A 25,042-nucleotide genomic window follows, 5' to 3' on the forward strand; every position below is an offset into this window, starting at 1 on the left:
CAGGAGTCCGACACCGGCACAGGCAAGAGAACAACTTATGACGAATGAGACCTTTCTCATCGTAACAACGATGAAGAACGAAGGGCCTTTCATGATCGATTGGGTGGCCTACAACCACGCAATCGGCTTTGATGACATTCTGATTTATACCAATGATTGCGCTGATGGTACCGATGCCATGGGCGAACGGTTGCAAGCGCTTGGCTGGGCTCACCACGAACGAAACAGACTGGGTCCGCGCGCCGCGCCGCAGGTTCGTGCATTTTCGCTTGCGCGGAATCACCCAAGCTATCTGTCATCGGATTGGATTCTCAGTTTGGATGTGGACGAGTATATCAATATCCGTTTGCCCAATAGTGATATAAGAAGCCTCGTTGAGGCCAGCGGCGTGGCGGACGCGATCTCGATCTGCTGGCGCATGTTCGGAAACGCAGGTCAGAACGATTTCGTTGATCGACCTGTACCTGAGACTTTCTTTCTGGCCGCCACGGAAGACGGCTATCCGCATCACCGGACCAAAGGGTTCAAAACGCTGTTCCGCAACAATGGGAAATTCAGCCGTTTTCGCGCCCATCGTCCCAGGATCAATCCAGAAGATGCACCGAACCCTGACGCGCCATACGAAGGGGTGTTGTGGCGGGATTCGGGCGGGAACCTCTACCCAGCAGACCAAGTGAAATGGAAAGCATGGCGTGGTTTCAGCCATGAATTCGCGCGCATTCATCATTATGCTGTGCGCAGCACTGATAGCTTTTTAGTCAAGCGCGACCGTGGGCGCACCAATCATGTGGGGCAGGATCAAGGGCTCAAGTACTGGCTCATGATGAACCACAATGATGTTGAGGATCGCTCAATTCTGGAACACATGCCGGCTATGCACGACATCAAATCTGAGATGATGGCAGATCCGCAATTGGCAGACCTCCATCACCAAGCATGTGAGTGGCACAGATCGAAAGCCGAAGAATTGAGAGCCAGACCGGACTGGGTTGATCTGGTTGAAGCGTTGCAAAATTCCTCTACCGGAGAAGACGTCTATGGGTGAAGCTGTATCTGCTGAGGATCGCCGCAAGAAGCAAGCTGAGCAGCGCGAGCGGAAGGATTCCCTGCGGCGCGAAATGCTCAAGACCATGCCGCATGGACGGCTGAGCGTTGAAATTGGCGTTTGGAAGGGCGAGTTTTCGCAGATTCTGCTGGAAGAGCTGCAGCCCTCGAAATTGTGCCTCATCGATCCCTGGCAAGTACAGCAAGACCCAGATGGCGGTGCTTCGCTTGCCGGAGCGCGCACGCAAAAGGATATGGATCGGATCTACGATGCAGTAACGGGTAAATACAGTACCGAGATCGCCAAGGGGCAAGTTTCGATCATTCGCGACTATTCGCAACCGGCGCTGCGTTTGTTTGAAGATCAAAGCATCGGGTTCGCCTATCTGGACGGCGACCATTCCTACGAGGGCGTAAAAACGGATCTGGATGCTTTGCTGCCCAAGATGATCGAAGGCGGCGTAATCATGCTTGACGATTATCACAGGCGCGGTTGGTGGAAAGATGACGTGATGCGTGCATTCCACGAATTCCTCGGGGCACATTCTGCGAGGCTGCGGCTCAAGGCCATCATGGGGGCGCAAGTGGCCGTCGAGAAACTTTGAGCCGAGATCATTTTTCTGATTATAGATTCGTGCGACGTAACCTGGGCTGGCTGATGTCTTCCAGCGTCAACAGAGTTAAGCAACAAGTTCAGCGATGACGGATAGGGTTGATGTCTAAGTCCGATCATCTTTGAATAGCGGCACTTTCCCAGGCAGAAAGGAACTTTCTGCGCTTCAGCGTATCGAGGAACGTCAACAGCGCAGGGTCCAGCGCTATCGCTGCGCTTTCGGTCGTGGAGTCCTGCGTGTCCAGAAGTGGCAGTGCTGCCATTGATTCCGGATTCAGCGTGGTCAAGTGCCGGACAAAGGTTTCCGCTTCCTCCGGCAAGCGGCTTTTGCCAGTTACCATGGCGGTTCGCATCATCGTCGTCTGAAAATCCGAAGGCAGAATGATCTGAAGGGCATCCTTTCCTTCTGTTCGTACCGCCGCATAACTGCCAAGCACGTTGTAGGCCACCGCGATCGTACCATCCGCCAGGTCGTTAATCATGTCGCCCGAACAACAATACAGCCGCACGTCCAGGCCGCCCAAAACCTCCATCAAGCGCCAATAGGTTTCCGAGGCGCGGGCGTCCTGCGTGGCGAACAAATAGCCCAATCCCGACTGGCGCACGTCATAAGTGCCGACTTTGCCCCGAAAATCATCCGGGCGGGCGCGCAGCGCTTCGATCAGTTCCTGCCGTGTTTGCGGTATTGGTTGTCCTTCGAACGCGGTGCGATTGACAACGATGGTTGCGGGTTCCGAAGTGAAGGCGAACAGACTTTGATGCCATTGCGCCCAAGGGGGGTGCGGAAGATCGTTAAGCGCCAGCGCATATCCGTCATTCGCGAGCTTCAGTTGCAGGTCCATCGCGCTGGAAACGACCACGTCGAACGCTTCTGGCGTGGCTCGGACGCGTCGATCGATATCTGCCGTGCCTGTCACCAGATATTCGACCGATATCGCTGGATTCTGGGCGACGAAATCCTCGATCAGCGGCGCAAACAGGGCGGTATCGGTGCTGGAAATGACCCGCAGTCGGGGGCCGTCGGCACTTTCGTTGAATATTTGTCGGTCTTCCCAATCCTGAGCCCCTGCGCCGCTGGCGAACAGGCACAGGATCAGAGTGACAAGATAACGCATGCGCCGCCCTCCGCTTTGTTTGACAGTACCAGCGTGCCGCCATGGGCGACCGCGACGTCCTGGGCAATGGTTAGCCCGAGGCCCGATCCGATGGTTCCTGCCGCGTTCTGACCACGTTCGAAACGTCTTGTGAGCGTTTCGATTTCATCGGGCGGAAAGCCTGGCCCCTGGTCACTGACCGTGATCCGGGCTGTGGGTGACCCTGCGACATCGATGACTACGGTACTGTCCGCTGGCGCATATTTAAGCGCATTGTCTACCATGTTCCGCACCGCATTTTGGATGAGGATGGGGTCGCCCGAATACATGACCTGCGGATCGCCGCTCAAAGCAAGCGAAAGGTCTTTCATTTCAGCGATGGGCGTCAAGCGCTGGACAAGCTCTCGGATCAGAGTCACCAGATCGATATCCTCGCGCTCCAGATGGTCGGCGCGGAATGTGATCATGGCGTGATCCAGTAGTTGCCCCGCAGCCCGAGAGCTTTCGTCGATGGCGCGCATCATTGATCGTAACGCCTCGCGGTTGTCTTCTCTCTCGACCCGTTGCAGCGTCGCCTCGGCATAAGACCTGACCGTTGCCAGCGGGGTGCGGACCCTATGGGCGGCCTCGGCGATAAAGTCCTCGGATTGGCTGAGTGACTGGTCCAGGCGTCCCATCAGCGAATTCAGCGATGACACCAAAGGCGCCATTTCACGCGGTACTGGTTTTTTGAATGGGCTGAGATCTTGCGGTCCCCGACGGGTGACGGATGTCGTTAATCTGTCGAGCTGGCCGATGGTGGCCGAACTCACCCAGAAGGACAATACAGCCGCAAGCACAAAGAACCCCAATCCCAAAAGGCCGGCATTGCGTGAGATTTGATCCAGCGTCTCCGACAGCGCATCTTGGGTCTGTCCCAAGGCCACTTCGATTTCTGTCTGATTTCCCAGCCCAACCAGTGTGCGGCTGGCACTGACCTGACGAACGTTTTCACCGCGCACCTCACCGAAGCGAAAGGTCCACTTTCCATCAGCGGGTCCTTGAGTCGGGGTCAGGTCTTCGTAGCCGGACAGGAACTCGCCATCCTGAAAGATCGCATAAAACACCCGGTCGTCCGACGGCGTGCTCAGCATTGAAAAGGCAGCATAGGGGATATCGACTTCAAGCTCGCCTCCGCGCAGCGCCGCGGCGTCGAGGATCGAGGTGACTGAGGCACCCAGAATGTTGTCCTGACCTTGCTGGGCAACCTGAACTGCATAGTCGCGGACAGCAAAGAACAGCACAAGGGCCAGAATCGCGGCACCGCCGATTAGCGTTAGCGCAAGACGGTTTCGCAGTGATCCGGAAACGTTTGGATTAGTTGCCATGATCCAGCCTGTAGCCCAAACCGCGCAACGTTGTGATCCTGAGCTCCGATTTTTCCAGATGCTTGCGCAGTCGGCCGACATAGACCTCGATGGCATTGTCCGAAACATTGTCGTCGTAGGAGAACAACCGGTCCGCCAGCTTCTGCTTAGAAAACACCTGACCGGGGGCGTTGATCAGCAGTTCCAACAAGCGCAGTTCGCGGTTGCGAAGCGAGACGATATCGTCGCCCACCGTCAAATGACCTGCAACCGGATCAAAGACGACGCCGCCAATTTCAATCGTCGTTTTGGTCTTGCCGGATTTGCGTCTCAGCACTGCGCGGCAGCGCGCCTCAAGTTCGGCATGGTCGAAGGGTTTGGTGACATAATCGTCCGCCCCAAGATCGAGTGAGCCGATTCGATCCGACACTTGACTGCGGGCGGTCAGAACGATGACAGGTGTGTCCAGATGGCTGGCGCGATGCCGTTTGAGGAAATCCCGCCCGTCCCCGTCGGGAAGCATGATGTCCAGCAGGATCAGGTCATACTCATCGATTTCAACAAAGGCCACAGCATCTTCTATTTTCTCTACGTGATCAACCACATGCCCGTCCAGTCGCATGCGCGAACTTATGGCATTGGCGAGGTCCAGATTGTCTTCGACCAAGAGGAATTTCATCGGGATCCAATAGTAATTTCACCCATGACAGGTTGATGTCAGGTTGATGTGTTTAGGTTTCGAATAATCTGAGCCGCACTGCGGCCGGTTGTCAAACGGGAGGAATTCATGACGACAATCAAACTGGGCCGTCGCGCCCTAATCGCGGCTGTGACCGCTATTGGTCTGGCTGGACCGACTTTCGCTGAAGAGGTCGTAGATAGCATCCACTTTCTGATCCCCGGTGGCGCAGGAGGCGGCTGGGACGGCACGGCCCGTGGCACCGGTGAGGCGCTGACGAATGCGGGTCTCGTGGGAACTGCATCCTACGAAAACATGTCGGGCGGCGGCGGTGGTAAAGCCATCGGATATCTGATCGAAAACGCCGACAGCAACCACGGCACGCTTATGGTCAACTCGACCCCGATCGTGATCCGCTCTCTGACCGGAGTGTTCCCGCACAATTTCCGCGACCTGACACTGGTCTCGGGCACGATTGGCGATTACGCCGCGATTGTTGTGGGCAAAGACAGCCCCATCAATTCAATGGCGGACCTGCTAGCCGCGTATGACGCCGATCCAAGTACAACGGCCATTGGCGGCGGTTCTGTACCGGGTGGGATGGACCATCTGGTCGCGGCCATGGTTATGGAAGCGGCAGGCAAGGACGCTTTGGGCGTGAAATACATCCCCTATGATGCAGGTGGCAAAGCGATGGCCGCGCTCCTGTCCGGTGAGATCGCCGCGCTATCGACCGGTTTCTCGGAGGCTGTCGATCTGGCGAATGCGGGTGAGGTGAAGATCATTGGCGTCACCGCAGAAGAGCGAGTGGATGCAGCCCCTGATGCGCAGACCATGAAAGAGCAGGGCATCGACACAACTTTCGTGAACTGGCGTGGGTTCTTTGCTGCTCCTGGTCTGCCCGACGACAAGCTGGTCGCTTATCAAGAAGCCATCGCCAAGATGTATGACACACCTGAATGGGAAGAGGTCCGCGCCCGTAACGGTTGGGTGAACATCCACAACTCGGGTGCTGATTTCCAATCGTTCCTGGAACAGCAGGAAAAGCAGATCGGCGATCTGATGAAAAAGTTGGGTTTCCTGTAAGGATACCTCGGGCAGAGCGGGCAACCGCTCTGCCTCAACCAACAATAAATCGAAGGAGGGGGAAACATGGCGCTGGATCGCTGGATCGCGCTCGTTTTGCTGGGCATATGCCTGACATATGGCTACACCGCCTGGTTCACGATGGATGGCAGTCTGCCCCCCTTCATGCAGCGCAACCCCATTTGGCCGAGCACCTTTCCCAAGGTGCTGTCGATTTTGGGGATAATTGCCACAACGATTATTCTGCTGGGCTTTGAAAAGGCTGAGCCCAAAGAGGCTGATATCGATTATCGGAGGCTGGGCGAATATCACCTAGGCCAGGCGCTGCTGTTGCTGGCTTTGATGGTTGCCTATGCGCTGTGCTTACGTCCGGTTGGATTTCTGATCTCGACATCCGGGTTCCTGATCCTCGGTTCTTTCATTCTGGGCGAACGCAAATGGCACGTCATGCTGCCGGTTGCCGTAATCGCTACAGGTTCAGTCTGGTACCTCGTGCAAGAGGTTCTTGGCATCTACATGCGACCCTTGCCGGGCGTTTTCGGAGGCTGACATGCTTGAAGGATTGTTGATCGGCCTACAAACGGCATTCTCCATCCAAAACTTGTTGATGGTCATAGCGGGCTGTCTGATCGGTACATTCATCGGCATGCTGCCCGGTCTTGGGCCGATGTCGATCATCGCCATTATGATTCCGGTCGCCATTTCGATGGGCGATCCGTCCGCCGCATTGATCCTGCTTGCCGGTGTCTATTACGGCGCGATCTTTGGTGGCTCGACATCTTCCATTCTTCTGAACGCGCCGGGGGTCGCGGGAACCGTGGCCTCAAGCTTCGACGGCTATCCGATGGCTCGTCAGGGCAAAGCCGGGAAGGCGCTCACAGTTGCCGCTATCGCCAGTTTCGCCGGGGGTACGATAGGCGCGCTGCTGCTGATGGTCTTTGCGCCTGCATTATCCTCGGTCGCACTGCTGTTCCACTCGGCTGAGTACTTTGCCTTGATGGTAGTGGGTCTGTCCGCCATCGCCGCTTTTGCGGGAACCGGGCAGGTGGCCAAGGCAATTGTCATGACCATTCTCGGGCTGATCATGGCCACCGTCGGCGAGGGCGCGCTGTTCAACTTGCCGCGTTTCACGATGGGGATCATGGATCTGCAGTCCGGCTTTGGTTTCATCACGCTTGCAATGGCGATGTTTGCCCTGCCCGAAGCGCTGTTTCTGGTTCTCAAACCCAAGGACCTGCAAGGCGACGAAGGCGAAATCAAGGACCTGCGCATCACAGGATCCGAGGCAAAGGCCATCGCTCCGGTGGTTGGTCGCCAATCTGTGCAGGGTTTCTTTATCGGTGTGCTTCCGGGGGCAGGGGCAACGATTGCCAGTTTCCTTGGCTATGCGGTTGAACGCAATATTGCCCCGAAAGAAGAGCAGGAGGAGTTCGGCAAAGGCTCGATCAAAGGTCTGGCAGCACCCGAGACAGCTAACAATGCTGCCTGTACCGGTTCCTTTGTTCCGTTGCTGACGCTCGGCATTCCAGGTTCCGGAACTACGGCCATTTTGTTGGGCGCCCTGATCGCGCTGAATGTGACACCGGGTCCGCGCCTGATGATCGACGAGCCACAGGTATTCTGGGCTGTCATCATGTCGATGTTCATTGGCAATCTGGTGCTGCTGATCCTGAACCTGCCGTTGATCCCCTATATCGCCAAGGTGCTTGCAGTACCGCGCAACTATCTGATCCCGTTCATTTTGTTCTTCACCCTCATGGGGGCCTATATCGGGCAGAACAATGCCACGGAACTGCTGATATTGGTCGGCTTCGGCGTCTGCGCCACAGCACTGAAATTTGCCGATTACCCTCTGGCACCGCTGCTGATCGGTTTCATCCTTGGCGGCATGATGGAGGATAACTTCGCCCGTTCCATGCAGCTGTATGACGGCATCGCCTTTATCTGGGAACGTCCGATGACGCTGGGCCTGTTGGTGATTGCCCTCCTTCTGGTGCTGTTGCCCAGTTACCGCGCACGTCGCGCCAAGGCGCGAGCGGCAGGCGTGGCCGATGGCGACTGAGCCACTTTCAGGCATCCGGGTTCTTGACCTGACTAATGTCCTGGCCGGGCCGTATTGTTGCTACCAACTGGCCCTGATGGGGGCCGAAGTGATCAAGGTCGAACGCCCCGGCAGCGGAGATCTGGCCCGTGTGCTGGGGGCGGATCCTGATCGGAACAAGGCCGGCATGGGCATCAGCTTTCTGGCGCAGAATGCAGACAAGAAATCCGTGACTTTGGATATGAAGGCTGATCGGGGAAAGGCTCTGCTCAAGCGGCTGGTCAAGACTGCCGATGTGCTGGTCGAGAACTTCCGGCCCGGCGTGATGGACCGGCTTGGGCTGGGGTATCAGGTTCTGCGCGCCGAGAACCCCAGACTGATTTATTGTGCCATCAGCGGGTTTGGTCAGGATGGACCACGCCGGGATGACCCGGCCTATGACCAGATCGTGCAGGGGATCAGCGGTGTCATGTCAATCACAGGTGCGTCGGATACCGCGCCTTACCGGGTCGGCTATCCTCTGGCAGATACCGTCGGCGGGATGACGGCGGCCTTTGCCATAAGCGCGGCCTTGAATGCCAACCCGCGCGGGGCATTCCTTGATGTCGCAATGAACGAGGCGGTGGTTTCGACCATGGGGTGGGTGGTGTCCAACTATCTGGTCGGTGGCGTGACTCCTGCGCCGCATGGGAACGAAAACACAACCTCGGCCCCGTCCGGAACTTTTGCCACATCCGACAACCCTATTAATATCGCCGCCAATCGCGACGAACAATGGCATGCGCTCGCCCAACATCTGGGCCGCGCCGACCTTTTGACGCATCCGGACTACCTAACCCGCGAGGATCGCAAGACCAACCGGCATGAATTGCGTCAAGAGCTGGAACGCACGCTTTCTACCCGTCCATCCAGTGATTGGGTCCAAGAGTTGAATGCGTTGGGTGTACCGGCCGGGCCGGTTATGACGGTGCCGCAGGCTTTGTCCGACGATCAACTCTCAGGTCGCGGGCTGATTGGAACTCTGTCGGCGCACGGAGAGAGGTTACGCCTTGCGGGCAGCCCAGTGGTCATTGATGGCGCACGCCGCATGCCACGATCCGCGCCACCGGATCTTGGGGCCGACAACCTCTCGATTTGGGCCGAGCTTGGACTGTCGGACGCAGAGATCGAAACGTTGCGACATGAGAGGGTGATATGAGCGATGTTGCCGATTGGTGGCGCACCGCCATCATCGATATGGAGCCCGGGCGCATTGAACTGCGTGGCCAGCCGATTCAAGACCTGATCGGCAATCTGGGTTTCGCTGAAATGATCTGGTTTATGGTGCGGGGTGACAGACCGACACCTGCGCAGGCTCGATTGTTCGAGGCCGCTTTGGTCGCCGCCGTGGATCACGGCCCGCAAGCCCCTTCGATCGCGGCTGCGCGAATGGCGGTGACCTGCGGGCTGTCTCTTAACAACGCGATGGCGAGTGCTGTTAATATGCTGGGTGACATCCATGGTGGTGCCGGCGAGCAGGCGATGGAGCTTTATCACTTTGTAGACGCCCATGCCGAAGGCCCAGAACAGGCATTGGACGACTGGATCGCCGAGCGCGGGAAGATACTGCCGGGTTTCGGGCATCGGTTCCATACACCGACGGACCCGCGCGCACCCCGGCTGATGGCCCTGGTTGCTGATGCAGTCGAACAGGACGCCTGCGAGGGTCGGTTCATGAAAGTCGGGCAAGCCGTGGAAACCGACCTGATGCGCCGGAAAGGCAAGCCGGTGCCGATGAATATCGATGGTGTCACGGCAGTGATCTATGCAGAGCTAGGCTTTGCCCCTCCATTGGCACGGGGTTTGTTTTGCCTTTCGCGGTCGGTCGGTATTCTGGCCCATGCCTGGGAGCAGACCCAGCAAGGCGGACGTAACAAAGGTCCTACGCCGCCCCACTATCGCTGGACATATCTACGCAATGGAAGTTGAGTTATGCCGCCTGTCGTTCCTCATGGCTTCGGATGCCTTTTATCCAGATTCTGAAACACAGCGACATAGTTTGTCGCCAGCGCCTTCGCTTTTCTGCCAACACCGTCTAGAACTGCGTAGTACAGGAGCTGGATAATTTGGGAGAAGTGACGTCGCAGCTGACACAGGTAGGACTGGCGTAGCGTGTTGTCGTTTTCCAGGAAAATGCGCACAAGGCGGACAACGTAATCGCCCTAAGTCAATGATCTAGAGTGAATTGGAGGCGAGTACCGGAATCGAACCGGTGTACACGGATTTGCAATCCGCTGCGTCACCACTCCGCCAACTCGCCTTTTTAAGCAATATCAATAACTTGCCGTGGTGTGAGGGGCGTTCTATCAGCTTTCAGGATGAACGTCCATAGCCTTGAGGGCGATTATTTCTGTCTTGTTTGGAAATTTGACAATACCCCAATGGTACGTTTTTGCCGCGCCCGGAAATGCAATCTGGCCCGTTGCTGCAGGCAGGCGGATGTGGCAAAAGCCAGATAACAGTCTGATAAGGAATGAGCGATCACATGACAGATTTCGCAGCCCGGCGCCTTACGATGGTTGATACTCAGGTCAGGCCCTCGGATGTGACCAAGTTCCCTATCATTGATGCGATGCTGAGCGTTGCGCGCGAAAATTTCGTGCCGGATGCGCAACGTGAGGCAGCCTATGTTGGTGATCTGGTCGATTTGGGTGATGGACGTTGTCTGCTTGAGCCCAGGACGCTGGCTAAGATGTTGGACGCAGTCAACATTTCCAATGATGAAGTGGTGCTGGATATCGCGCCGGGGCTGGGTTACTCAACCGCAATTGCCGCGCGAATGGCAGAGTTGGTTGTGGCCGTGGAATCCGACCCGGCATTGGCGGCTGAAGCTCAGACGCTTCTGATGGAAGCTGACGTAGACAACGCTATTGTTCATGAAGGACCGCTTGAACAAGGCGCGGTTGAGCATGGACCCTACGATGTGATCATGATTCAGGGTGGGGTCGAGCAGCTTTCAGACACTTTGCTGGATCAACTCAAGGATGGGGGCCGGATCATTTGCCTGTTCATGGAGGGTGATCTTGGCACGGTTCGTATGGGTCTTAAGTCCTCAGGCCGTGTCTCGTGGCGATTTGCGTTCAATGCTAGCGCACCGATTTTGCCCGCATTTTGCGCTGAGTGTGCATTTTCGCTATAGTTGGCAATAGAAGTATTTTGATGCCTTGATTACTTGAAAACACCGGCGCAAACTGCGCTGGTGGTTGCGTAATTTCGATTTGAGAGGACTTAGTTATGCGCGGGACGACGACAGGAAAGCTGGTCAAAGGCCTGACTTTGGCTGCTGGTGTTGCATTAAGTGTGATGCCCGGAAGGTCGGTTTGGGCAGATAATCTCACCGATGCATTCATCGGCGCGTATAACACCAGCGGCCTGCTTGAGCAGAACCGTGCCTTGTTACGCGCAGCGGATGAAGATGTCGCCATTGCGCTCTCAGCGCTGCGTCCGATCATCAACTGGACCGTGCGGGTGAGCCGGGATTACACGCGCACCAATACGAGCAGCTTGATCACGACGCGCGAACCCTCGAGCTTTTTTTCCGGTCTCACGCTGAGCCAGTTGATCTATGACGGTGGCGCTTCCATCCTTGGCAAGCAATCGGCGCAGGAAACTGTGCTATCCACCCGTCAGTCTCTTATTGATATTGAACAACAAATCCTGATCAGAGCCGCGAACGCCTATCTGGGTGTTCTGCTGCAGGAAGAGACGGTTGCGATCCGCCAGAACAACGTGGAAGTGTCGGCGGAAGAACTGCGCGCATCGCAGGATCGCTTTGAAGTAGGTGAGGTTACACGTACAGACGTTGCCCTGTCCGAGGCACAATTGGCCAGCTCTCAGGCTGATTTGGCGGTCGCACGTGGTAACCTGAGCATTGCTCAGGCTGAATACGTAAACGCCGTTGGCAAGACACCTGGGCGTACGGCTGGCCAGCCAAGGCTGCCCAACCTGCCGCGTTCAGAGGCGGATGCGGTGAATTTGGCTCAGCGTAACCACCCTGCGATTCTTTCCGCACAGCATCAGGTGCGTGCGCTGGACCTGATCGTGCAGCAGCAGCGTGCAAATCTGGGTCCGAATGTCAGCCTGAATGCGGATGCGGGCATTACCGAGAGCTACGACAATGACGATTACATCAACGATGCGACGATCTCACTGAACTTCAATCAGCCGATCTATTCCGGTGGCGGTCTGGCGGCAGCGGTGCGTCGTGCGATGGCAACTCGTGATGCGTCGCGTGCCAACCTTCTGAACGTTCAGAAAGACATCACACAAGGTGTTGCCGATCGCTATGCTGCGTTTCAGGCGGCAACTGCAAGCCTGCGGGCGTCAACGGAACGGGTTCGTGCTTCGCAGGTGGCGTTTGACGGTATTCGTGAAGAAGCAACGTTGGGTGCACGGACGACCTTGGACGTCCTGAATGCCCAGCAGGATTTGCTGGACGCGCAATTGGCCGAGGTAGCATCCCGGACCGAGCGGTCTCGGGCGGCATATGAACTGCTGCAGGCCCAGGGGCTGTTGACGGCAGAGCGTTTGGGTCTTGCAGTGCAGATCTATGATCCGACCCTGTATTACAACCTCGTGAAAAAGGCGCCGTCGCAGGTCAGTAAGCAAAGCCGCGATCTGGATCGAGTGCTCAAGGCATTGCGCCGCGACTAAAGGGCATCGCTACCTGTTGTGGCGCTGGCTCAGATTGGCTACAATCGGGCCTAGGTTAGAGCGGTAGAAAATAATGTCAGATCGTGTTGTAAGCGCCAATATTCAGGACGTTCTTTCGTCGGTTAAGCGAATGGTCGACGAGGACGCGCATGACGAATCAGAATTCATCTTTGTTCCGACGGCCCCGGCTGCCAAGCCGGGCCGATTGGTTTTAACGGATGCGCTGCGCGTCAGCAATGAACCGCTGATCGCCAAGAAGGCCGGGCCCTTGAAACTGATGCCCCAGCACAGCGCGGGTGACAGTACCCCAAAGCAGGCCGCAAATGCGCCAAGCAACCCTGTCGAACCGATGCGGCTGCAACCCAGCGATATCGTGCGCGCTGGTGATGTCGACGCCAAGGCAGACGCACCAAAGCGCGACCTAGCGGGAAGCCTCAGCGCCAAGATTGAAGCTTTGGAAGCTGCTATCGCGCGCACCGAGGATCAGTGGGAGCCCGATGGCGAGAGCGATGACGACTACTCTGGCACCAAGACGCAGGCTGTTGAATGGCCGGCAGACAGAGCTTTTGCGCAGTCTCAGGCGGCTGAACCAAAATCCGAAGCCACATTTATTCGCGACCCGGAGGTGGTGGAAGATATGGCACAGAAGCCGACCGATGTGACAATCGGAGAAGAGGAATTGCGCGAACTCGTCGCCCAGATCGTCCGGGAAGAGCTGCAGGGCGCGCTGGGCGAACGGATCACGAAAAACCTGCGCAAGATGGTTCGGCGTGAGATCACGCGGGCGATCGCCTCAGCGGATACTGACTGAGGCTTAACTGGTGCGTGGCGTCTGCGCCATCGCGAGAAGCAGATCCAGATCCATATGCTGTTCCAGATGGTCGGCAAGGTCATCCAGCACTTGTTCGACGCCGTCTTCGTAAGCTGTTTCCGATTTCACGCCAAGTTCTGCCAGATAGCTGGCGCGAAACGCGTCCGAACTGAAAATCCCATGCAGATAGCTGCCGCGTATGCGCCCATTGGCGCTGGCGGCACCTTCCGGGCGACCTTCGATCTGCAGCCAGGCCCGAGCGCAATCCGGGCCATCAGTACGGCCCATGTGGATCTCATATCCGCTGACGGGTTCATGACCTGGCAGGGCGGTTGCTGAGCGCAGGATAACCTGCTTTTCTCTGGCCATTGTGGTGCTGACATCCAGCAATCCCAACCCTTCGACCTGACCGGGGTGTCCATCGACGCCATCGGGGTCCGAGATGGTTTTGCCCAGCATCTGATAACCCCCGCACAGGCCCAGAACATGACCCCCGCGGCGGACATGGGCATAAAGGTCGATATCCCAACCCTGCGCCCGGAAACAGGCCAGATCGCCGATTGTAGACTTACTGCCCGGCAACAGCACCAGATCGGCATCTCCGGGCAGGGGACGGCCTGCTGGAATGATTTCGACTGTAACGCCCGGTTCGGCGGAAAGCGGGTCGAGATCATCGAAATTGGCCATCCGCTCAAGCTGAGGCACAGCGATCTTACATGCCCCTCCGGTATGAGAGCGGATGTCCATCATATCTTCTGCCGGCAGCTTCCATGCATCATGGAACCAGGGCACCACGCCCATACAGTGCCAGCCGGTCCGGGATGCGATATCGTCGCGCCCTTCATCGAACAGGGAGACATCGCCCTTGAAGCGGTTAATCGCAAAGCCCCGGATCGTCGCAAGGTCCCCGGCCTCCAAGACGGCTTGCGTCCCCACGATCTGAGCGATCACGCCACCCCGATGAATGTCGCCCACCAGAACCACCGGAACCTGTGCGGCACAGGCAAATCCCATATTGGCGATGTCACCCTTGCGCAGATTAGTTTCTGCCGGACTACCCGCGCCTTCGATCAACACCAGATCAGCGTCGCTGCAAAGCCTTTCAAAGCTTTCCAGAGCTGCCCCCAGCAGCTTGGACTTGTCCTTGCGATAATCGCCCGCTTTCATCGTGCCTGCGCGCTGGCCCTGAAGAATGATCTGCGCGCCGGTATCGGTTTCGGGTTTGAGCAGGATTGGGTTCATATCCGTATGCGTCGGTCGTTTGGCCGCCCGCGCCTGCAGGGCTTGAGCGCGCCCGATTTCGCCGCCGTTTTCCGTAACAGCGGCATTGTTCGACATGTTCTGCGGCTTGAACGGAGCCACGCGCAACCCGCGTCGCGTATAGGCACGGGCCAACCCGGCCACCAAAACCGATTTGCCGACATTGCTGCCGGTGCCTTGAATCATGATGGACCGCGCCATGGCCTGTCTCCTATGCTCGGGCGCAGATGACCTGATTTAAGGCCAAAGGAAAAGCCCCATATGAATACGCCTGCGCATCTTTTGATCGGTGCTGCTGTTTTTGCCCGCCCGGCCCGGGGCGCGACGCTATGGGCAGCTCTGTTTGGTTCCTTGTTGCCGGATTTGTCGCTATACTTGATGGCCGGCGTTTCGCTGCACATCCTGAACATCCCGGCACAGGTGGTGTTTGATCAGCTTTACTTTTCACCCGCGTGGCAAACCGTATTCGCCATCGATAACTCGTTCATTTTGTGGGGAGTGGCACTTGCACTCGGGCTGTGGCGCGGCTGGCACCTGCTGACCATTGGCGCATCCGCAGGGATACTTCATTTGGTGATGGATTTCCTATTGCACGCAGGCGATGGCCGACCGCAGTTCTGGCCGATCAGTTCATGGGTCTTTCACAGTCCGATCAGCTATTGGGACAGCACACATCATGCAGCTTGGATCGCGCCGATCTCAGTGACGATTTGCATTGCCGCCTATGTGGTGCTTTGGCAGCGCGGCCTGTCGGTTTCGGCAAAACTGTTCTTTGCGCTGTTACTGACGGCCGAGCTTTGGGTGGCGTGGCAATGGATCATGTATTTTTGATCTGACCAATCAGCCCAAAGAAAAACGCGCCCCGATGTCAGGGCGCGTTTTTTCAATCGGATGCGGGGAACAATCAGGCAGCTTCGGCCTGCTGAGCCGCATTCCGGCGTTCGCTTTCTTCGCGGGACAGGGCGACGGACGTCCGTACGCCGCGACCAACAAATTCCATCAGCCCGCCTACAACCCGCTCATTGGGGTCGATGCCGGCGCACGATAGTACTTCGCGCCCATCGCGCGAACGTGCCCAACGGGCAATTTGTTCCGGTCCGTTGCCATACTTCTTGTCGTCGGCGATGGCATCATCCAGAGCAGCCAGTACAACGGCTGCGAAAAGTTTGCGTGCACGATTGCCTTGTTCGTTGTTAAAGGCAGTGCCGTCAACGAAATCTCTCATCTCGTCTTTCCTGTTTTTCTTGCTCTTGCAATTTTCGGCGTGACGGTCCTTATGACCTATTACATGCGATTCGGATACACCTAAAATGCATAGTTGCGTTGCGTCATTTGCATGGCTCGCTGCAGGTGCAGCACTAGGTTTCGTTGTCTTGTCAGGTGTGGTCACGCCAGATATAGGGACGAGAACTGACGCATCAACCGTTTGTGAAGGATTTAAGTCATGCCCAAGATAAATGGGAACGAAATTCGCCCCGGCAATGTGCTTGAGCATAATGACGGACTGTGGGCGGCGGTCAAAGTGGATCACGTAAAGCCCGGCAAAGGCGGCGCTTTTGCCCAGGTCGAGCTGCGCAACCTGCGCAATGGCTCAAAGCTGAACGAACGCTTCCGTTCGGCCGACAAGGTCGAACGCGTGCGCCTTGAGCAGAAGGATCAGCAGTTCCTGTACGAATCCGATGGCATGCTGGTGTTCATGGATTCCGAGACCTACGAGCAGATCGAACTGCCTTCGGAACTGCTGGGTGAGCGCCGCCCGTTTCTGCAGGACGGCATGACCATCGTAGTGGAGTTTTATGAAAGCGAGGCGCTGAACGCCACGCTGCCCCAAAAAGTGACCTGCAAGATCGTCGAGACTGAGCCGGTTGTGAAGGGTCAGACTGCGGCGAACTCGTTTAAGCCAGCGGTTCTGGACAATGGCGTCAAGGTCATGGTGCCACCTTTTATCGGGCAGGATGAGATGATCGTAGTGAATACCGAGACCATGGAATATTCCGAACGCGCGTAAGCGGACGATGGTTCGGTGCAAAAGGGTCGCTCTGCGGCCTTTTTTTTTAGGTCCGAATGCGATAGCGCTCGGGATGATCGCCAAACAGCTCCAGCATCAGTTCGTACTTGATGCGATTGGCGCTGACCTGTCGGTAGAATGCGATCAAGAAAGCGGTCGGGCCTTGAATGCGTCCGAGACCGCTTATCGCGGCCACGACGGTGCCGACATCGGTTTTACCCTGCAACACCAGCCAGCCGCCCAGCATCAGAATCCCAACAGTCCCTGCGCCATTGATGACACTCAGCAGGAACTTGGCCGAGAGTTTCCAGATGAACATCTTGCGGCGGGTCTCGAATATCTCGTCGAACTGTTTCTCAATCGCTCGCGATGCCGCCTCGATATCCTCGTGCGTCAAGCGGTCGGTCGCGCTGCGCAGGATTCGAACACGCTCGGCCACGAAGATGTTCACTTTTCGCTGAGAGGCCAGAACGATAATGATCTGCGGAACGATCATGGAAAGTGCGATCAAGCCCAGCCCCGGTTGGGTGGAAGATATGTAGCCGATTACGCTGATCAATGTGCCGATTTGCACCACGGGGTCGGAAAATGCACCGCCTGCGAACTTACCCAGCTCTTCCGCCTCAGCGGATACGGCCGTTGTCATCGTGCCCGAACGAAGGTCTTGCCCCTCTTCGCTGAGATCGATTGATCGGGCAAGCAACCGTCCCCGGATCAGTCGGATGATGTCCTCGCCCAGCGTTCCAGAGCGATACCCGAGCACCCATTTCAACGTGAGGCTCAACAGGATGACGCCCATCATCCCGGTGCCCAGCAACAGCAGGCGATCCACTTCGATGCTATCAGATGTCAGGTGATTGACGATGTCGCGCTGGAACTCAAGCGGAGCAGCCGCCAGCGCAGCCACCGCCAATGACAGCAGAATAAGGATGATTTGCCGTCCGGCGCTGACACGCCATATCGCGGTATAGAGGCGAAACATGCACGTATCCCGTTAGGCCAATTGCAGTCAGTGATACCGCGCGGCCCGGCCGCGTCAAATACGCAAACAGTTTCAAAAGAATGGGCGTGCCGGTTCAGCAACAAAATCAACCTGGCAGTTTTAGCGTCGCGTCACCTGCCTGCATCTCGTCCCCCGCGCGATCCAGCCGAAGGTATGCGATCGCCTTTCCGCCAGACTGTGTAAACAACACCCCGGCGGGTTTACCACTGGAGTGAATCTCGGTCCCGACCGGAGCGGTGCCCGCGATCTCGACAACGCGCAGACCTTTGCGCAACTCAGTCTTGTGCTTCATGCGCGCGGTGACCTCTTGTCCGACATAGCAGCCCTTCTTGAAGTCCAAACCATTCAGCGCCTCGAACCCGGACTCAAGAATATAGCTGTCTGGCGTCAGTTCGATGCTGGTTTCGGGGATACAGTGACGGACGCGGATCGCATCCCAGTCCGTACCGTCATCACCTTCCGGAGCGGTAGAATAAGCGCGCCATCCTAGATCAGGATGCCGCGGGTCGGGTAGGGCGCCCTCGGGCGCGGGGCCGGTGCCGCGTTGTACGTTCAGGTCGGTCTGGTCGATGGTCACATCTGCACGCAGCTTGTACATCGTCAGTCGTTTGGCAAGCCCGTCGGCCAGCACTTCGGCCACATCCAGCAGCACCGACTCACCGTCTCGTTTGAGAAAGAAGTCAGCCAGGTACTTGCCCTGCGGGGTCAGAAGAGCGGCGTAGACCAGCCCGTCGTCCAGCCGCTGCACGTCATTTGTGATCAGCCCCTGCAGAAAGCTATCAGTATCCTTGCCGGTCAGGCGCAGAATGCGGCGATTGGACATGGGTTGATCCTCGTCAATTCGTCTGGCTTCGTGATATAGGAAATCGCGCCGCCATGACCAGAGGGTTTCAGACGTGTCCGCCCCGATCAGCATCGTGATTCCGACCCTGAATTCGGGGCATTCCCTGCCGGGAACGCTGCAGGCTTTGATGGAAGGGCTTCATTCAGGCCTGATCCGAGAGTTAATCGTGACCGATGGCGGCTCAGATGACCCAACACTTGAGATGGCGGATGAAGCCGGAGCCATGATCGTAACAGGTCCGGCGTCAAGGGGAGGGCAGTTGCAAAGGGGGTGTGCCAAAGCATCTGGCGACTGGCTGCTGATCCTGCATGCCGACACCGAGTTGCAGTCAGGCTGGAGCGCCATCGTGGCAGAGCATCTGCGTTCGCACAGACCAGCAGCCTTCCGATTGCGGTTTCGCGTCAGTGGGATTGGTGCCCGCTGGGTTGCTGGTTGGGCCAACCTGCGTAGCAGAGTGTTTGGTTTGCCCTACGGCGATCAGGGGCTGTTGGTACGCCGCAGGGATTATGACTCTGTCGGAGGATTCCCAGATCAGCCACTGATGGAAGATGTCGCCTTGATCCGCGTGTTGCCGCGCCCGGTGCTGTTGAAAGCGGACGCGGTTACGAGTGCGGAACGCTATATCCGTCAGGGTTGGTTTCGGCGGGGCGCGCGGAATCTTTGGACTCTGGCGCGGTACGTTCTGGGGGCTGATCCGCATCTGCTGGCGCAGTCGTATCGGCGTTGAAGGCTGTGCGTAGCTCAACGATGGATTTGCCCAGACGGAACGGTGCAGCAAAACTTACCAGACTTAGGGCAATGATCTGTAGTACCAAAATATGCGCATTCGCCTGCAGATATTCCCATTCATCCTTGAGCTTGCCGACCTGTTCGATCAGATCGTCATAGCTTTGGGCCAGGATCAGATAATCACCGGCAATCGCAGGCACCTTGCGCCGCATGTTGTCAATTGCGGTTTGTGTATCATCGTCCAGAGATGTGAAGACGAGAAATTGATCGATGCTGAAGGCATCCGCTTTCGCGGCCATCTCGCGGGCCTCATCCATGTCATCACTCGACGTGCGGCCGAATAGAAAATGCAGGCCTTGAAGCGGGGCTACTTCGTTCGTGACCGCGATGAACAACGGTAAATCGGCATTGCTTGCGGTTGAGGCGGACAGAAACTCTACCTTTTCGCACAAAACAGCTGTATCCGGGTCGTAAGCGGGGTCACAGAACCTCAGCCGAAACCGCGCGGCATCACGGTCGAATGCAAGCGTGGCGGCATAAGCAACGTCGATCTGCCGGTCCAGCCGCGAACTGTCCGAGGTGTAAAGCCCGGCCAACACGGCGACCAGCGCACCGATCCCACCCAATACGACCCAGACCAGATCCGCCAGTTTCCACGCCCGATGCCCTGCAGGTTTGCGGAACAGAAATCCTGTGCCAAACAGGCCGATCATAAAGGCCAGTATCAGCAGAGGTAATTGGTTTTCAGCGATGAATGTCATACGCCGGAGTGTACGGTCTGCGCAGCGTCTGACAACAGGGCTCACGCGCAGTTGTACCTTATGAAACGTCGCTACCTGACGTCAGGACCCCGAGCTTTGGCCGAACTTGCGAAACAGCTTCGTCCGGTCAAAGGCCTGCTCTAACTCGTCCGTGCGCTGCTTGACACTGTCCCAGAGACGTTCCTGCATTTCGGCAATGGCGCATTCCAATAGCACCATTAGCGAAGTCATGGAATCCCAGGCCGAAGGCACTGCGATCCTTACCGCAAAGGTGTGTTTCGCCAGCCGGTGGATGGGGGATCGCCATTGATCCGTCAGCAGGACAACCTCGGCCCCGCGTTCATGGCAAAGCTGCCCGATCAACAAAGTAGTGTTCTCATAACGCCGCACATCCAAGGCCACCAGCACGTCGCCTTCGCGCACTTCGAGCAGATCGTGAGTCCACGACGCTGCGTCTGACAGCAGCTTCACATCAGGACGGATCATCTGCAGGTGGAGGTAGAGATATTGCGCCAGGGTCCCGGTTATGCGTCCGCCGGTGATGAAAACACGCCGTTTGGGATCGCAAAGCATACGGCAGAAACTGTCAAACTCATCCGGGTCGACCTCATCAATCGAACGCCGCTGGTTCTCAAGCGCTTGGCGGGAGTAGCGGTTGAGAATGTGTTCTTCAGGCAAGTCATTCTGCCAGACATCCCGTTTGGCGACGGGCCCCGAGATCATCTCTTTCACTTCGCTGCGTATCGCGGACTGAAACTGCGGATAGCCATCAAAGCCGGTTTTCTGAAGCATCCGCGCAACCGTGGCGGTGGAAACCGAAGCGATACTGGCCAGCTCGGTAATGCTGCCAAGCCCTGCCATGGGGTAATCATCCAGCAGCACGTTGACCAACTGCCGCTCGGTCGGTGTCATCATTTCGCGATGCGCAAGGAGCCTTTCTGTCACTCGCACGGAATACTCCTTTCCCTTTCTACCCATGTTTATGTGGAAAATTTGACAATGCAATCTGACTTGGAGAATTTTATACAGGAAATTTATTGACAGGTTAAGAACCTCTGTGGAATTTTTTCCAAATGGAATCACGTAGCGCCACTCTCACCTCTGCTCAGCCTGATTTCGGTCCCGTCGTTCACATCGACGACGCGCCGGAAGAGCCTTCGGTTGTGGTGGTGTGCGAACACGCCTCGCATCGTATCCCGGACGGACTGGGGGACATGGGGCTAAGTGCCGAGGCACTGCGCAGCCATATCGCGTGGGACCCGGGCGCGCTGCCGGTTGCACAGGCACTGGCCCAGCAGTTGAACGGCGTGCTGGTGCATGGCGGGGTGTCGAGGCTGGTTTATGACTGCAACCGCCCTCCCGAAGCCCCCGATGCTATGCCGGAATGCAGTGAAGACACACCGATCCCGGCGAACCTTGAACTGAGCGCCAATGCGCGTCAGCAGCGGATCGAAGGCGTATATGTACCGTTTTGCCAAGGGCTAGAGGATGTTCTGTTCCGTCATCACCGCACGCTAAAACTCATGGTGACGGTTCATAGTTTCACGCCGATATACCGCGGAACACCGCGCGATGTTGAGCTTGGTTTGCTGCATGGCCAGGACGCCCGCTTTGCCAAGGCGATGTTGGCCAGCGCCGCGCACGAGCTGCCCCTGGTTACTCGATTGAACGAACCCTATTCGGCGGCAGACGGGGTGGCGCACACTTTGGATCTTCACGCAGCGCCCAACGGATTGTTGAACGTCATGATCGAGATCCGGAATGATCTGATTCAGACAGCCGAGCAGCAGCGGGTCATGGCCGATTGTCTGGCCCCGTGGATCAATCGTACCATTGCTCCGTTCTGTAGCGGGGTGGGCGAATGATCAAGGCAATGTCAGCATATGTGCGTGTAGTCGATGCGGTGAACTACCGGATCGGGCGGGTCATGATGTGGGGCCTGTTCGTGATGATGGGCATCCTGCTGTGGTCCTCGATCTCGAAGACCTTCTTTCTGCCTTCGCTCTGGACGCTAGAAATGGCGCAGTTTGCGATGGTGACTTATTACATCATGGGGGGGCCATATTCGATCCAACTGGGTTCGAACGTGCGAATGGATCTGTTTTATCATAATTGGAGCCATCGCCGGAAAGCCTGGTTCGATGCCTTCACGGTACTGCTGCTGATCCTTTATCTGGGTGTACTGTTCTACGGTGGGCTTGGATCCACGGCGTACAGCCTGGGCTATTGGGGTGATGAGCCTGTCGCCTATTTCACAGGCCTTCTGACCGGCAGCGAAGAAGTCGGACGGCTAGAACGATCCTCCACTGCGTGGCGGCCATACATCTGGCCGGTCAAGGCGATCATGGTCTTCGGCTTCTTCCTGATGCTGCTGCAGGCGATATCAGAATTTTTCAAAGACATTGCGCGGATCAACGGGCAAGAGATCGGGGCAGCGCGGGCATGAGCCAGGAATTTATCGCAATCTTCATGTTCGCTTCGATGATGCTGATGCTGTTCACCGGGCAGCGCGTCTTTGGTGCAATTGGTGCCGTCGCAGCCATTGCGGCACTGGCGCTCTGGGGGACAGGCGGGCAGGATATTCCGTTTTCGGCGGCGATGAAGCTGATGAAATGGTACCCGCTGCTGACCCTGCCGATGTTCATCTTCATGGGCTATGTCCTGAGCGAAAGTCGTCTGGCCGATGACCTCTATCGCATGTTCCACGTCTGGATGGGGCCGGTGAACGGTGGGCTTGCCATCGGCACCATCGGTCTGATGGTGCTGGTCTCGGCGATGAACGGGCTTAGCGTGGCCGGTATGGCCATCGGGGCGACGATTGCGCTGCCTGAACTGCTGCGGCGCGGATACGACAAGACCATGGTGACGGGGGTCATTCAGGCCGGGTCGAGCTTGGGAATTCTTGTGCCGCCCTCGGTAGTTCTGGTGCTTTATGCCATGATCGCGCGGCAACCCGTCGGTCAACTTTGGCTGGCAGGCATTGTGCCGGGGCTGCTGATGGCGTCTTTGTTCATCCTCTACATCTGGATTCGTTGCCGGCTTCAACCGCATCTGGGACCAGCGATGGAAGACGCGCACGAGGTCCCGAGGTCCGAGAAATTCCGTCTGCTCTGGGCCGGGGCACTGCCATTGATGATTTTCGCTGCGATGATGCTGCCGTTCGTGAACGGTTGGACCTCATTGGTAGAAAGTTCGGCCATCGGAGCGTTGGCGGCGCTTGTGGCGTCAGTCCTCAAACGTCGGATGACGTGGAAGATTTTCGAGGACTGTACCAAGCAAACCTTGGCCATCTCGTGCATGTTCATGTGGATCATCCTTGCGGCGCTGGGCTTCGGCGCGGTGTTTGACGGGCTGGGCGCGGTCAAGGCCATCGAGAACCTGTTCACCGAGCAGTTGGGGCTGTCACCGTGGCTGATCCTGATCCTGATGCAGCTCAGCTTTATCATCATGGGCACGTTCCTGGACGATACCGCAATGCTCGTCATCGTGGCGCCACTCTATGTGCCGCTCGTGGGGGCGCTTGGCTTCGATCTGATCTGGTACGGTGTACTTTACACCATCACCACCCAGATCGCGTATATGACGCCGCCTTTCGGCTACAACCTGTTCCTGATGCGCGCAATGGCTCCGCCAGAAATCAGCCTGCGCGACATCTACCGCTCAATCGTGCCCTTTGTCGGGGTGATGATCCTGGCGCTCGCAATAATCATGATATTCCCCGAGATCGCCTTGTGGCTGCCCGGGTATGTTTACGGAAATTAACCAGAAGGCCCGACACACGGGCACCCAAACTTAAACGGAGAGGAAATTGACATGACGACAAGACGTAAGTTTCTGAAAACTGCGGGGGTAGGGGTTGCGGCGGCACCTTTGGCAACGCCTGCACTGGCGCAAAGCACGATCACATGGCGGATGCAGACATATGCCGGTCCTGCACTGGCCGAGCATGTGATCGACCCGGCTATTAAGATGTTCAACCAGATCGCCGGTGACCGTATGCAGATCGAGCTATTCTACGCCGATCAACTGGTCCCGACCGGAGAGCTGTTCCGCGCTATGCAGAAGGGAACCATCGACGCGGTTCAATCGGATGATGACTCGATGGCCTCGCCCACCGAAGTCACTGTTTTCGGCGGCTACTTCCCGTTCGCTTCGCGCTATTCGCTGGACGTGCCGGTGCTGTTCAACCAGTGGGGCCTGAACGAGATCTGGGATGAGGAATATTCCAAGGTCGGCGTCAAACACATCAGCGCCGGCGCATGGGATCCGTGCCATTTTGCCACCAAGGACCCGATCAACTCACTGGAGGACATGAAGGGCAAGCGCATCTTTACCTTCCCGACAGCGGGCCGGTTCCTGTCGCAGTTCGGCGTGGTTCCTGTGACCCTGCCTTGGGAGGATATCGAGGTCGCCGTCCAAACCGGCGAGTTGGACGGTATTGCCTGGTCGGGCATCACCGAAGACTACACCGTGGGTTGGGCGGATGTGACTAACTACTTCCTAACCAACAATATTTCGGGGGCCTGGGCCGGTCACTTCTTTGCCAATATGGATCGCTGGAACGAGCTGCCGGAAGATCTGCAGACGCTGTTCAAAGTATGCTGCGATCAGTCGCATTATTATCGCCAATGGTGGTATTGGGGCGGCGAGGCCAACCTGCGGGTTAACGGCACCAAGATGCAATTGACGACGATCCCGGACGAAGAATGGGCGACGGTGGAAGAGGCTGCGGTGAAATTCTGGGATGAAATTGCTGCGGAATCCGAGACCAAGGCAAAGGTCGTGGATATCTTCAAGCGCTACAACGCTGAAATGCTCAAGGCCGGGCGGCCCTATCGTTACGGATAAAACACTGGACCGGCCCGTTCTTTCGCGGGCCGGTCGTTACAGGGACAAAGAATTTTCGTCGAAAATTCTCGCATATCACAGAGGTATTGCATGCTGACATTTGAGCATTTGAAGGCTGAGGTTTCGTCTGGCGAGATTGATACGGTATTGGTTTGTCTGGTTGACATGCAGGGCCGTTTGTTG

At 57.1% G+C, this 25,042-nt stretch carries 25 protein-coding genes and 1 tRNA gene; 17 read left to right on the plus strand and 9 right to left on the minus strand.

The window, feature by feature from the left end; all coding sequences use genetic code 11:
- The first annotated feature begins 37 nt into the window (after nt 1-37).
- Nucleotides 38-1,045 (plus strand): glycosyltransferase family 2 protein, encoded by a 1,008-nt coding sequence (locus ACR0AY_RS12280; RefSeq protein ID WP_480454195.1) that lies wholly within the window; start codon nt 38-40, stop codon nt 1,043-1,045.
- Nucleotides 1,038-1,649, plus strand: a complete 612-nt coding sequence (locus tag ACR0AY_RS12285; RefSeq protein WP_170512156.1) for a class I SAM-dependent methyltransferase — start codon at nt 1,038-1,040, stop codon at nt 1,647-1,649. Before ACR0AY_RS12280 ends, ACR0AY_RS12285 begins: the two co-directional genes overlap by 8 nt.
- Nucleotides 1,650-1,773: 124 nt before the next feature.
- On the opposite strand, the gene ACR0AY_RS12290 is transcribed toward ACR0AY_RS12285, so the two are convergent.
- Genes ACR0AY_RS12290 through ACR0AY_RS12300 form a run of 3 tightly spaced genes read right to left on the minus strand, consistent with a single transcriptional unit; the run spans nt 1,774 to nt 4,776 of the window.
- Nucleotides 1,774-2,772 (minus strand): ABC transporter substrate-binding protein, encoded by a 999-nt coding sequence (locus ACR0AY_RS12290; protein WP_170464927.1) that lies wholly within the window; start codon nt 2,770-2,772, stop codon nt 1,774-1,776.
- Nucleotides 2,751-4,118, minus strand: a complete 1,368-nt coding sequence (locus ACR0AY_RS12295) for a sensor histidine kinase (protein ID WP_170420953.1) — start codon at nt 4,116-4,118, stop codon at nt 2,751-2,753. Before ACR0AY_RS12295 ends, ACR0AY_RS12290 begins: the two co-directional genes overlap by 22 nt.
- Nucleotides 4,108-4,776 (minus strand): response regulator transcription factor, encoded by a 669-nt coding sequence (locus tag ACR0AY_RS12300; RefSeq protein WP_170401221.1) that lies wholly within the window; start codon nt 4,774-4,776, stop codon nt 4,108-4,110. Before ACR0AY_RS12300 ends, ACR0AY_RS12295 begins: the two co-directional genes overlap by 11 nt.
- 108 nt (nt 4,777-4,884) lie before the next feature.
- On the opposite strand from ACR0AY_RS12300, the gene ACR0AY_RS12305 reads away from it, so the two are divergent.
- The 5 genes from ACR0AY_RS12305 to ACR0AY_RS12325 all read left to right on the plus strand — a co-directional run bounded on the left by ACR0AY_RS12305 (nt 4,885) and on the right by ACR0AY_RS12325 (nt 9,871).
- Complete coding sequence (locus tag ACR0AY_RS12305; protein WP_170401219.1) at nt 4,885-5,862, plus strand: tripartite tricarboxylate transporter substrate-binding protein; 978 nt, start codon at nt 4,885-4,887, stop codon at nt 5,860-5,862.
- 66 nt (nt 5,863-5,928) lie between these two features.
- Nucleotides 5,929-6,411, plus strand: coding sequence for a tripartite tricarboxylate transporter TctB family protein (locus ACR0AY_RS12310; protein ID WP_170401217.1), 483 nt, complete (start codon nt 5,929-5,931; stop codon nt 6,409-6,411).
- A 1-nt stretch (nt 6,412) separates the two neighbouring features.
- Nucleotides 6,413-7,924, plus strand: a complete 1,512-nt coding sequence (locus tag ACR0AY_RS12315) for a tripartite tricarboxylate transporter permease (RefSeq protein WP_170391820.1) — start codon at nt 6,413-6,415, stop codon at nt 7,922-7,924.
- A complete protein-coding gene (locus ACR0AY_RS12320; protein ID WP_170401215.1) occupies nt 7,914-9,101 on the plus strand; it encodes a CoA transferase in 1,188 nt (395 codons plus the stop codon). The genes ACR0AY_RS12315 and ACR0AY_RS12320 overlap by 11 nt, the downstream gene beginning before the upstream one ends.
- Nucleotides 9,098-9,871, plus strand: a complete 774-nt coding sequence (locus tag ACR0AY_RS12325) for a citryl-CoA lyase (protein WP_170401213.1) — start codon at nt 9,098-9,100, stop codon at nt 9,869-9,871. The genes ACR0AY_RS12320 and ACR0AY_RS12325 overlap by 4 nt, the downstream gene beginning before the upstream one ends.
- Before the next feature lie 257 nt (nt 9,872-10,128).
- Here ACR0AY_RS12325 and ACR0AY_RS12330 read toward each other — a convergent pair.
- Nucleotides 10,129-10,202 (minus strand) — tRNA-Cys (locus ACR0AY_RS12330).
- Between the two features lie 225 nt (nt 10,203-10,427).
- Between ACR0AY_RS12330 and ACR0AY_RS12335 the strand changes: the two genes are divergently transcribed.
- From ACR0AY_RS12335 to ACR0AY_RS12345, 3 genes are all read left to right on the plus strand, one after another.
- On the plus strand, nt 10,428-11,081 hold the full coding sequence (locus tag ACR0AY_RS12335) for a protein-L-isoaspartate O-methyltransferase family protein (protein WP_170512154.1): 654 nt from the start codon (nt 10,428-10,430) through the stop codon (nt 11,079-11,081).
- Between the two features lie 95 nt (nt 11,082-11,176).
- Entirely contained in the window at nt 11,177-12,595 is a 1,419-nt protein-coding gene (locus ACR0AY_RS12340; protein ID WP_170391809.1) for a TolC family outer membrane protein, read from the plus strand.
- A 73-nt stretch (nt 12,596-12,668) separates the two neighbouring features.
- On the plus strand, nt 12,669-13,406 hold the full coding sequence (locus tag ACR0AY_RS12345; protein ID WP_170512153.1) for a hypothetical protein: 738 nt from the start codon (nt 12,669-12,671) through the stop codon (nt 13,404-13,406).
- A 3-nt stretch (nt 13,407-13,409) separates the two neighbouring features.
- Here the strand turns inward: ACR0AY_RS12345 and ACR0AY_RS12350 are convergent, their stop codons facing one another.
- A complete protein-coding gene (locus tag ACR0AY_RS12350; protein ID WP_170512152.1) occupies nt 13,410-14,867 on the minus strand; it encodes a cobyric acid synthase in 1,458 nt (485 codons plus the stop codon).
- A gap of 60 nt (nt 14,868-14,927) precedes the next feature.
- Between ACR0AY_RS12350 and ACR0AY_RS12355 the strand changes: the two genes are divergently transcribed.
- Nucleotides 14,928-15,497, plus strand: a complete 570-nt coding sequence (locus ACR0AY_RS12355; protein ID WP_170512151.1) for a cobalamin biosynthesis protein CobQ — start codon at nt 14,928-14,930, stop codon at nt 15,495-15,497.
- Between the two features lie 73 nt (nt 15,498-15,570).
- On the opposite strand, the gene ACR0AY_RS12360 is transcribed toward ACR0AY_RS12355, so the two are convergent.
- Nucleotides 15,571-15,891, minus strand: a complete 321-nt coding sequence (locus tag ACR0AY_RS12360) for a DUF6280 family protein (protein WP_008757056.1) — start codon at nt 15,889-15,891, stop codon at nt 15,571-15,573.
- Nucleotides 15,892-16,110: 219 nt separating this feature from the next.
- On the opposite strand from ACR0AY_RS12360, the gene efp reads away from it, so the two are divergent.
- Nucleotides 16,111-16,674, plus strand: a complete 564-nt coding sequence (efp, locus tag ACR0AY_RS12365; RefSeq protein WP_170391801.1) for an elongation factor P — start codon at nt 16,111-16,113, stop codon at nt 16,672-16,674.
- A 46-nt stretch (nt 16,675-16,720) separates the two neighbouring features.
- Here the strand turns inward: efp and ACR0AY_RS12370 are convergent, their stop codons facing one another.
- On the minus strand, nt 16,721-17,656 hold the full coding sequence (locus tag ACR0AY_RS12370) for an ABC transporter transmembrane domain-containing protein (protein ID WP_170420966.1): 936 nt from the start codon (nt 17,654-17,656) through the stop codon (nt 16,721-16,723).
- A 106-nt stretch (nt 17,657-17,762) separates the two neighbouring features.
- A complete protein-coding gene (gene ygfZ / locus ACR0AY_RS12375) occupies nt 17,763-18,500 on the minus strand; it encodes a CAF17-like 4Fe-4S cluster assembly/insertion protein YgfZ (RefSeq protein WP_170512150.1) in 738 nt (245 codons plus the stop codon).
- 73 nt (nt 18,501-18,573) lie between these two features.
- Between ygfZ and ACR0AY_RS12380 the strand changes: the two genes are divergently transcribed.
- Nucleotides 18,574-19,248 carry a TIGR04283 family arsenosugar biosynthesis glycosyltransferase gene (locus tag ACR0AY_RS12380; protein ID WP_170512148.1) on the plus strand — a complete coding sequence of 225 codons (675 nt, stop codon included), beginning with the start codon at nt 18,574-18,576 and terminating at the stop codon, nt 19,246-19,248.
- Nucleotides 19,249-20,092: 844 nt separating this feature from the next.
- Here ACR0AY_RS12380 and ACR0AY_RS12385 read toward each other — a convergent pair.
- Nucleotides 20,093-20,956, minus strand: coding sequence for a MurR/RpiR family transcriptional regulator (locus ACR0AY_RS12385; RefSeq protein WP_255611699.1), 864 nt, complete (start codon nt 20,954-20,956; stop codon nt 20,093-20,095).
- 128 nt (nt 20,957-21,084) lie between these two features.
- Here ACR0AY_RS12385 and ACR0AY_RS12390 point away from each other — a divergent pair, with 128 nt between their 5' ends.
- Genes ACR0AY_RS12390 through ACR0AY_RS12405 form a run of 4 tightly spaced genes read left to right on the plus strand, consistent with a single transcriptional unit; the run spans nt 21,085 to nt 24,859 of the window.
- Nucleotides 21,085-21,876 (plus strand): N-formylglutamate amidohydrolase, encoded by a 792-nt coding sequence (locus tag ACR0AY_RS12390; protein WP_480454198.1) that lies wholly within the window; start codon nt 21,085-21,087, stop codon nt 21,874-21,876.
- Entirely contained in the window at nt 21,873-22,457 is a 585-nt protein-coding gene (locus ACR0AY_RS12395) for a TRAP transporter small permease subunit (RefSeq protein WP_170420973.1), read from the plus strand. Before ACR0AY_RS12390 ends, ACR0AY_RS12395 begins: the two co-directional genes overlap by 4 nt.
- Nucleotides 22,454-23,773 (plus strand): TRAP transporter large permease subunit, encoded by a 1,320-nt coding sequence (locus tag ACR0AY_RS12400; RefSeq protein ID WP_170512146.1) that lies wholly within the window; start codon nt 22,454-22,456, stop codon nt 23,771-23,773. Before ACR0AY_RS12395 ends, ACR0AY_RS12400 begins: the two co-directional genes overlap by 4 nt.
- A 51-nt stretch (nt 23,774-23,824) precedes the next feature.
- Entirely contained in the window at nt 23,825-24,859 is a 1,035-nt protein-coding gene (locus ACR0AY_RS12405; protein WP_170391784.1) for a TRAP transporter substrate-binding protein, read from the plus strand.
- The last annotated feature ends 183 nt before the right edge of the window (nt 24,860-25,042 follow it).

Source organism: Ruegeria sp. A5, from assembly GCF_056543005.1.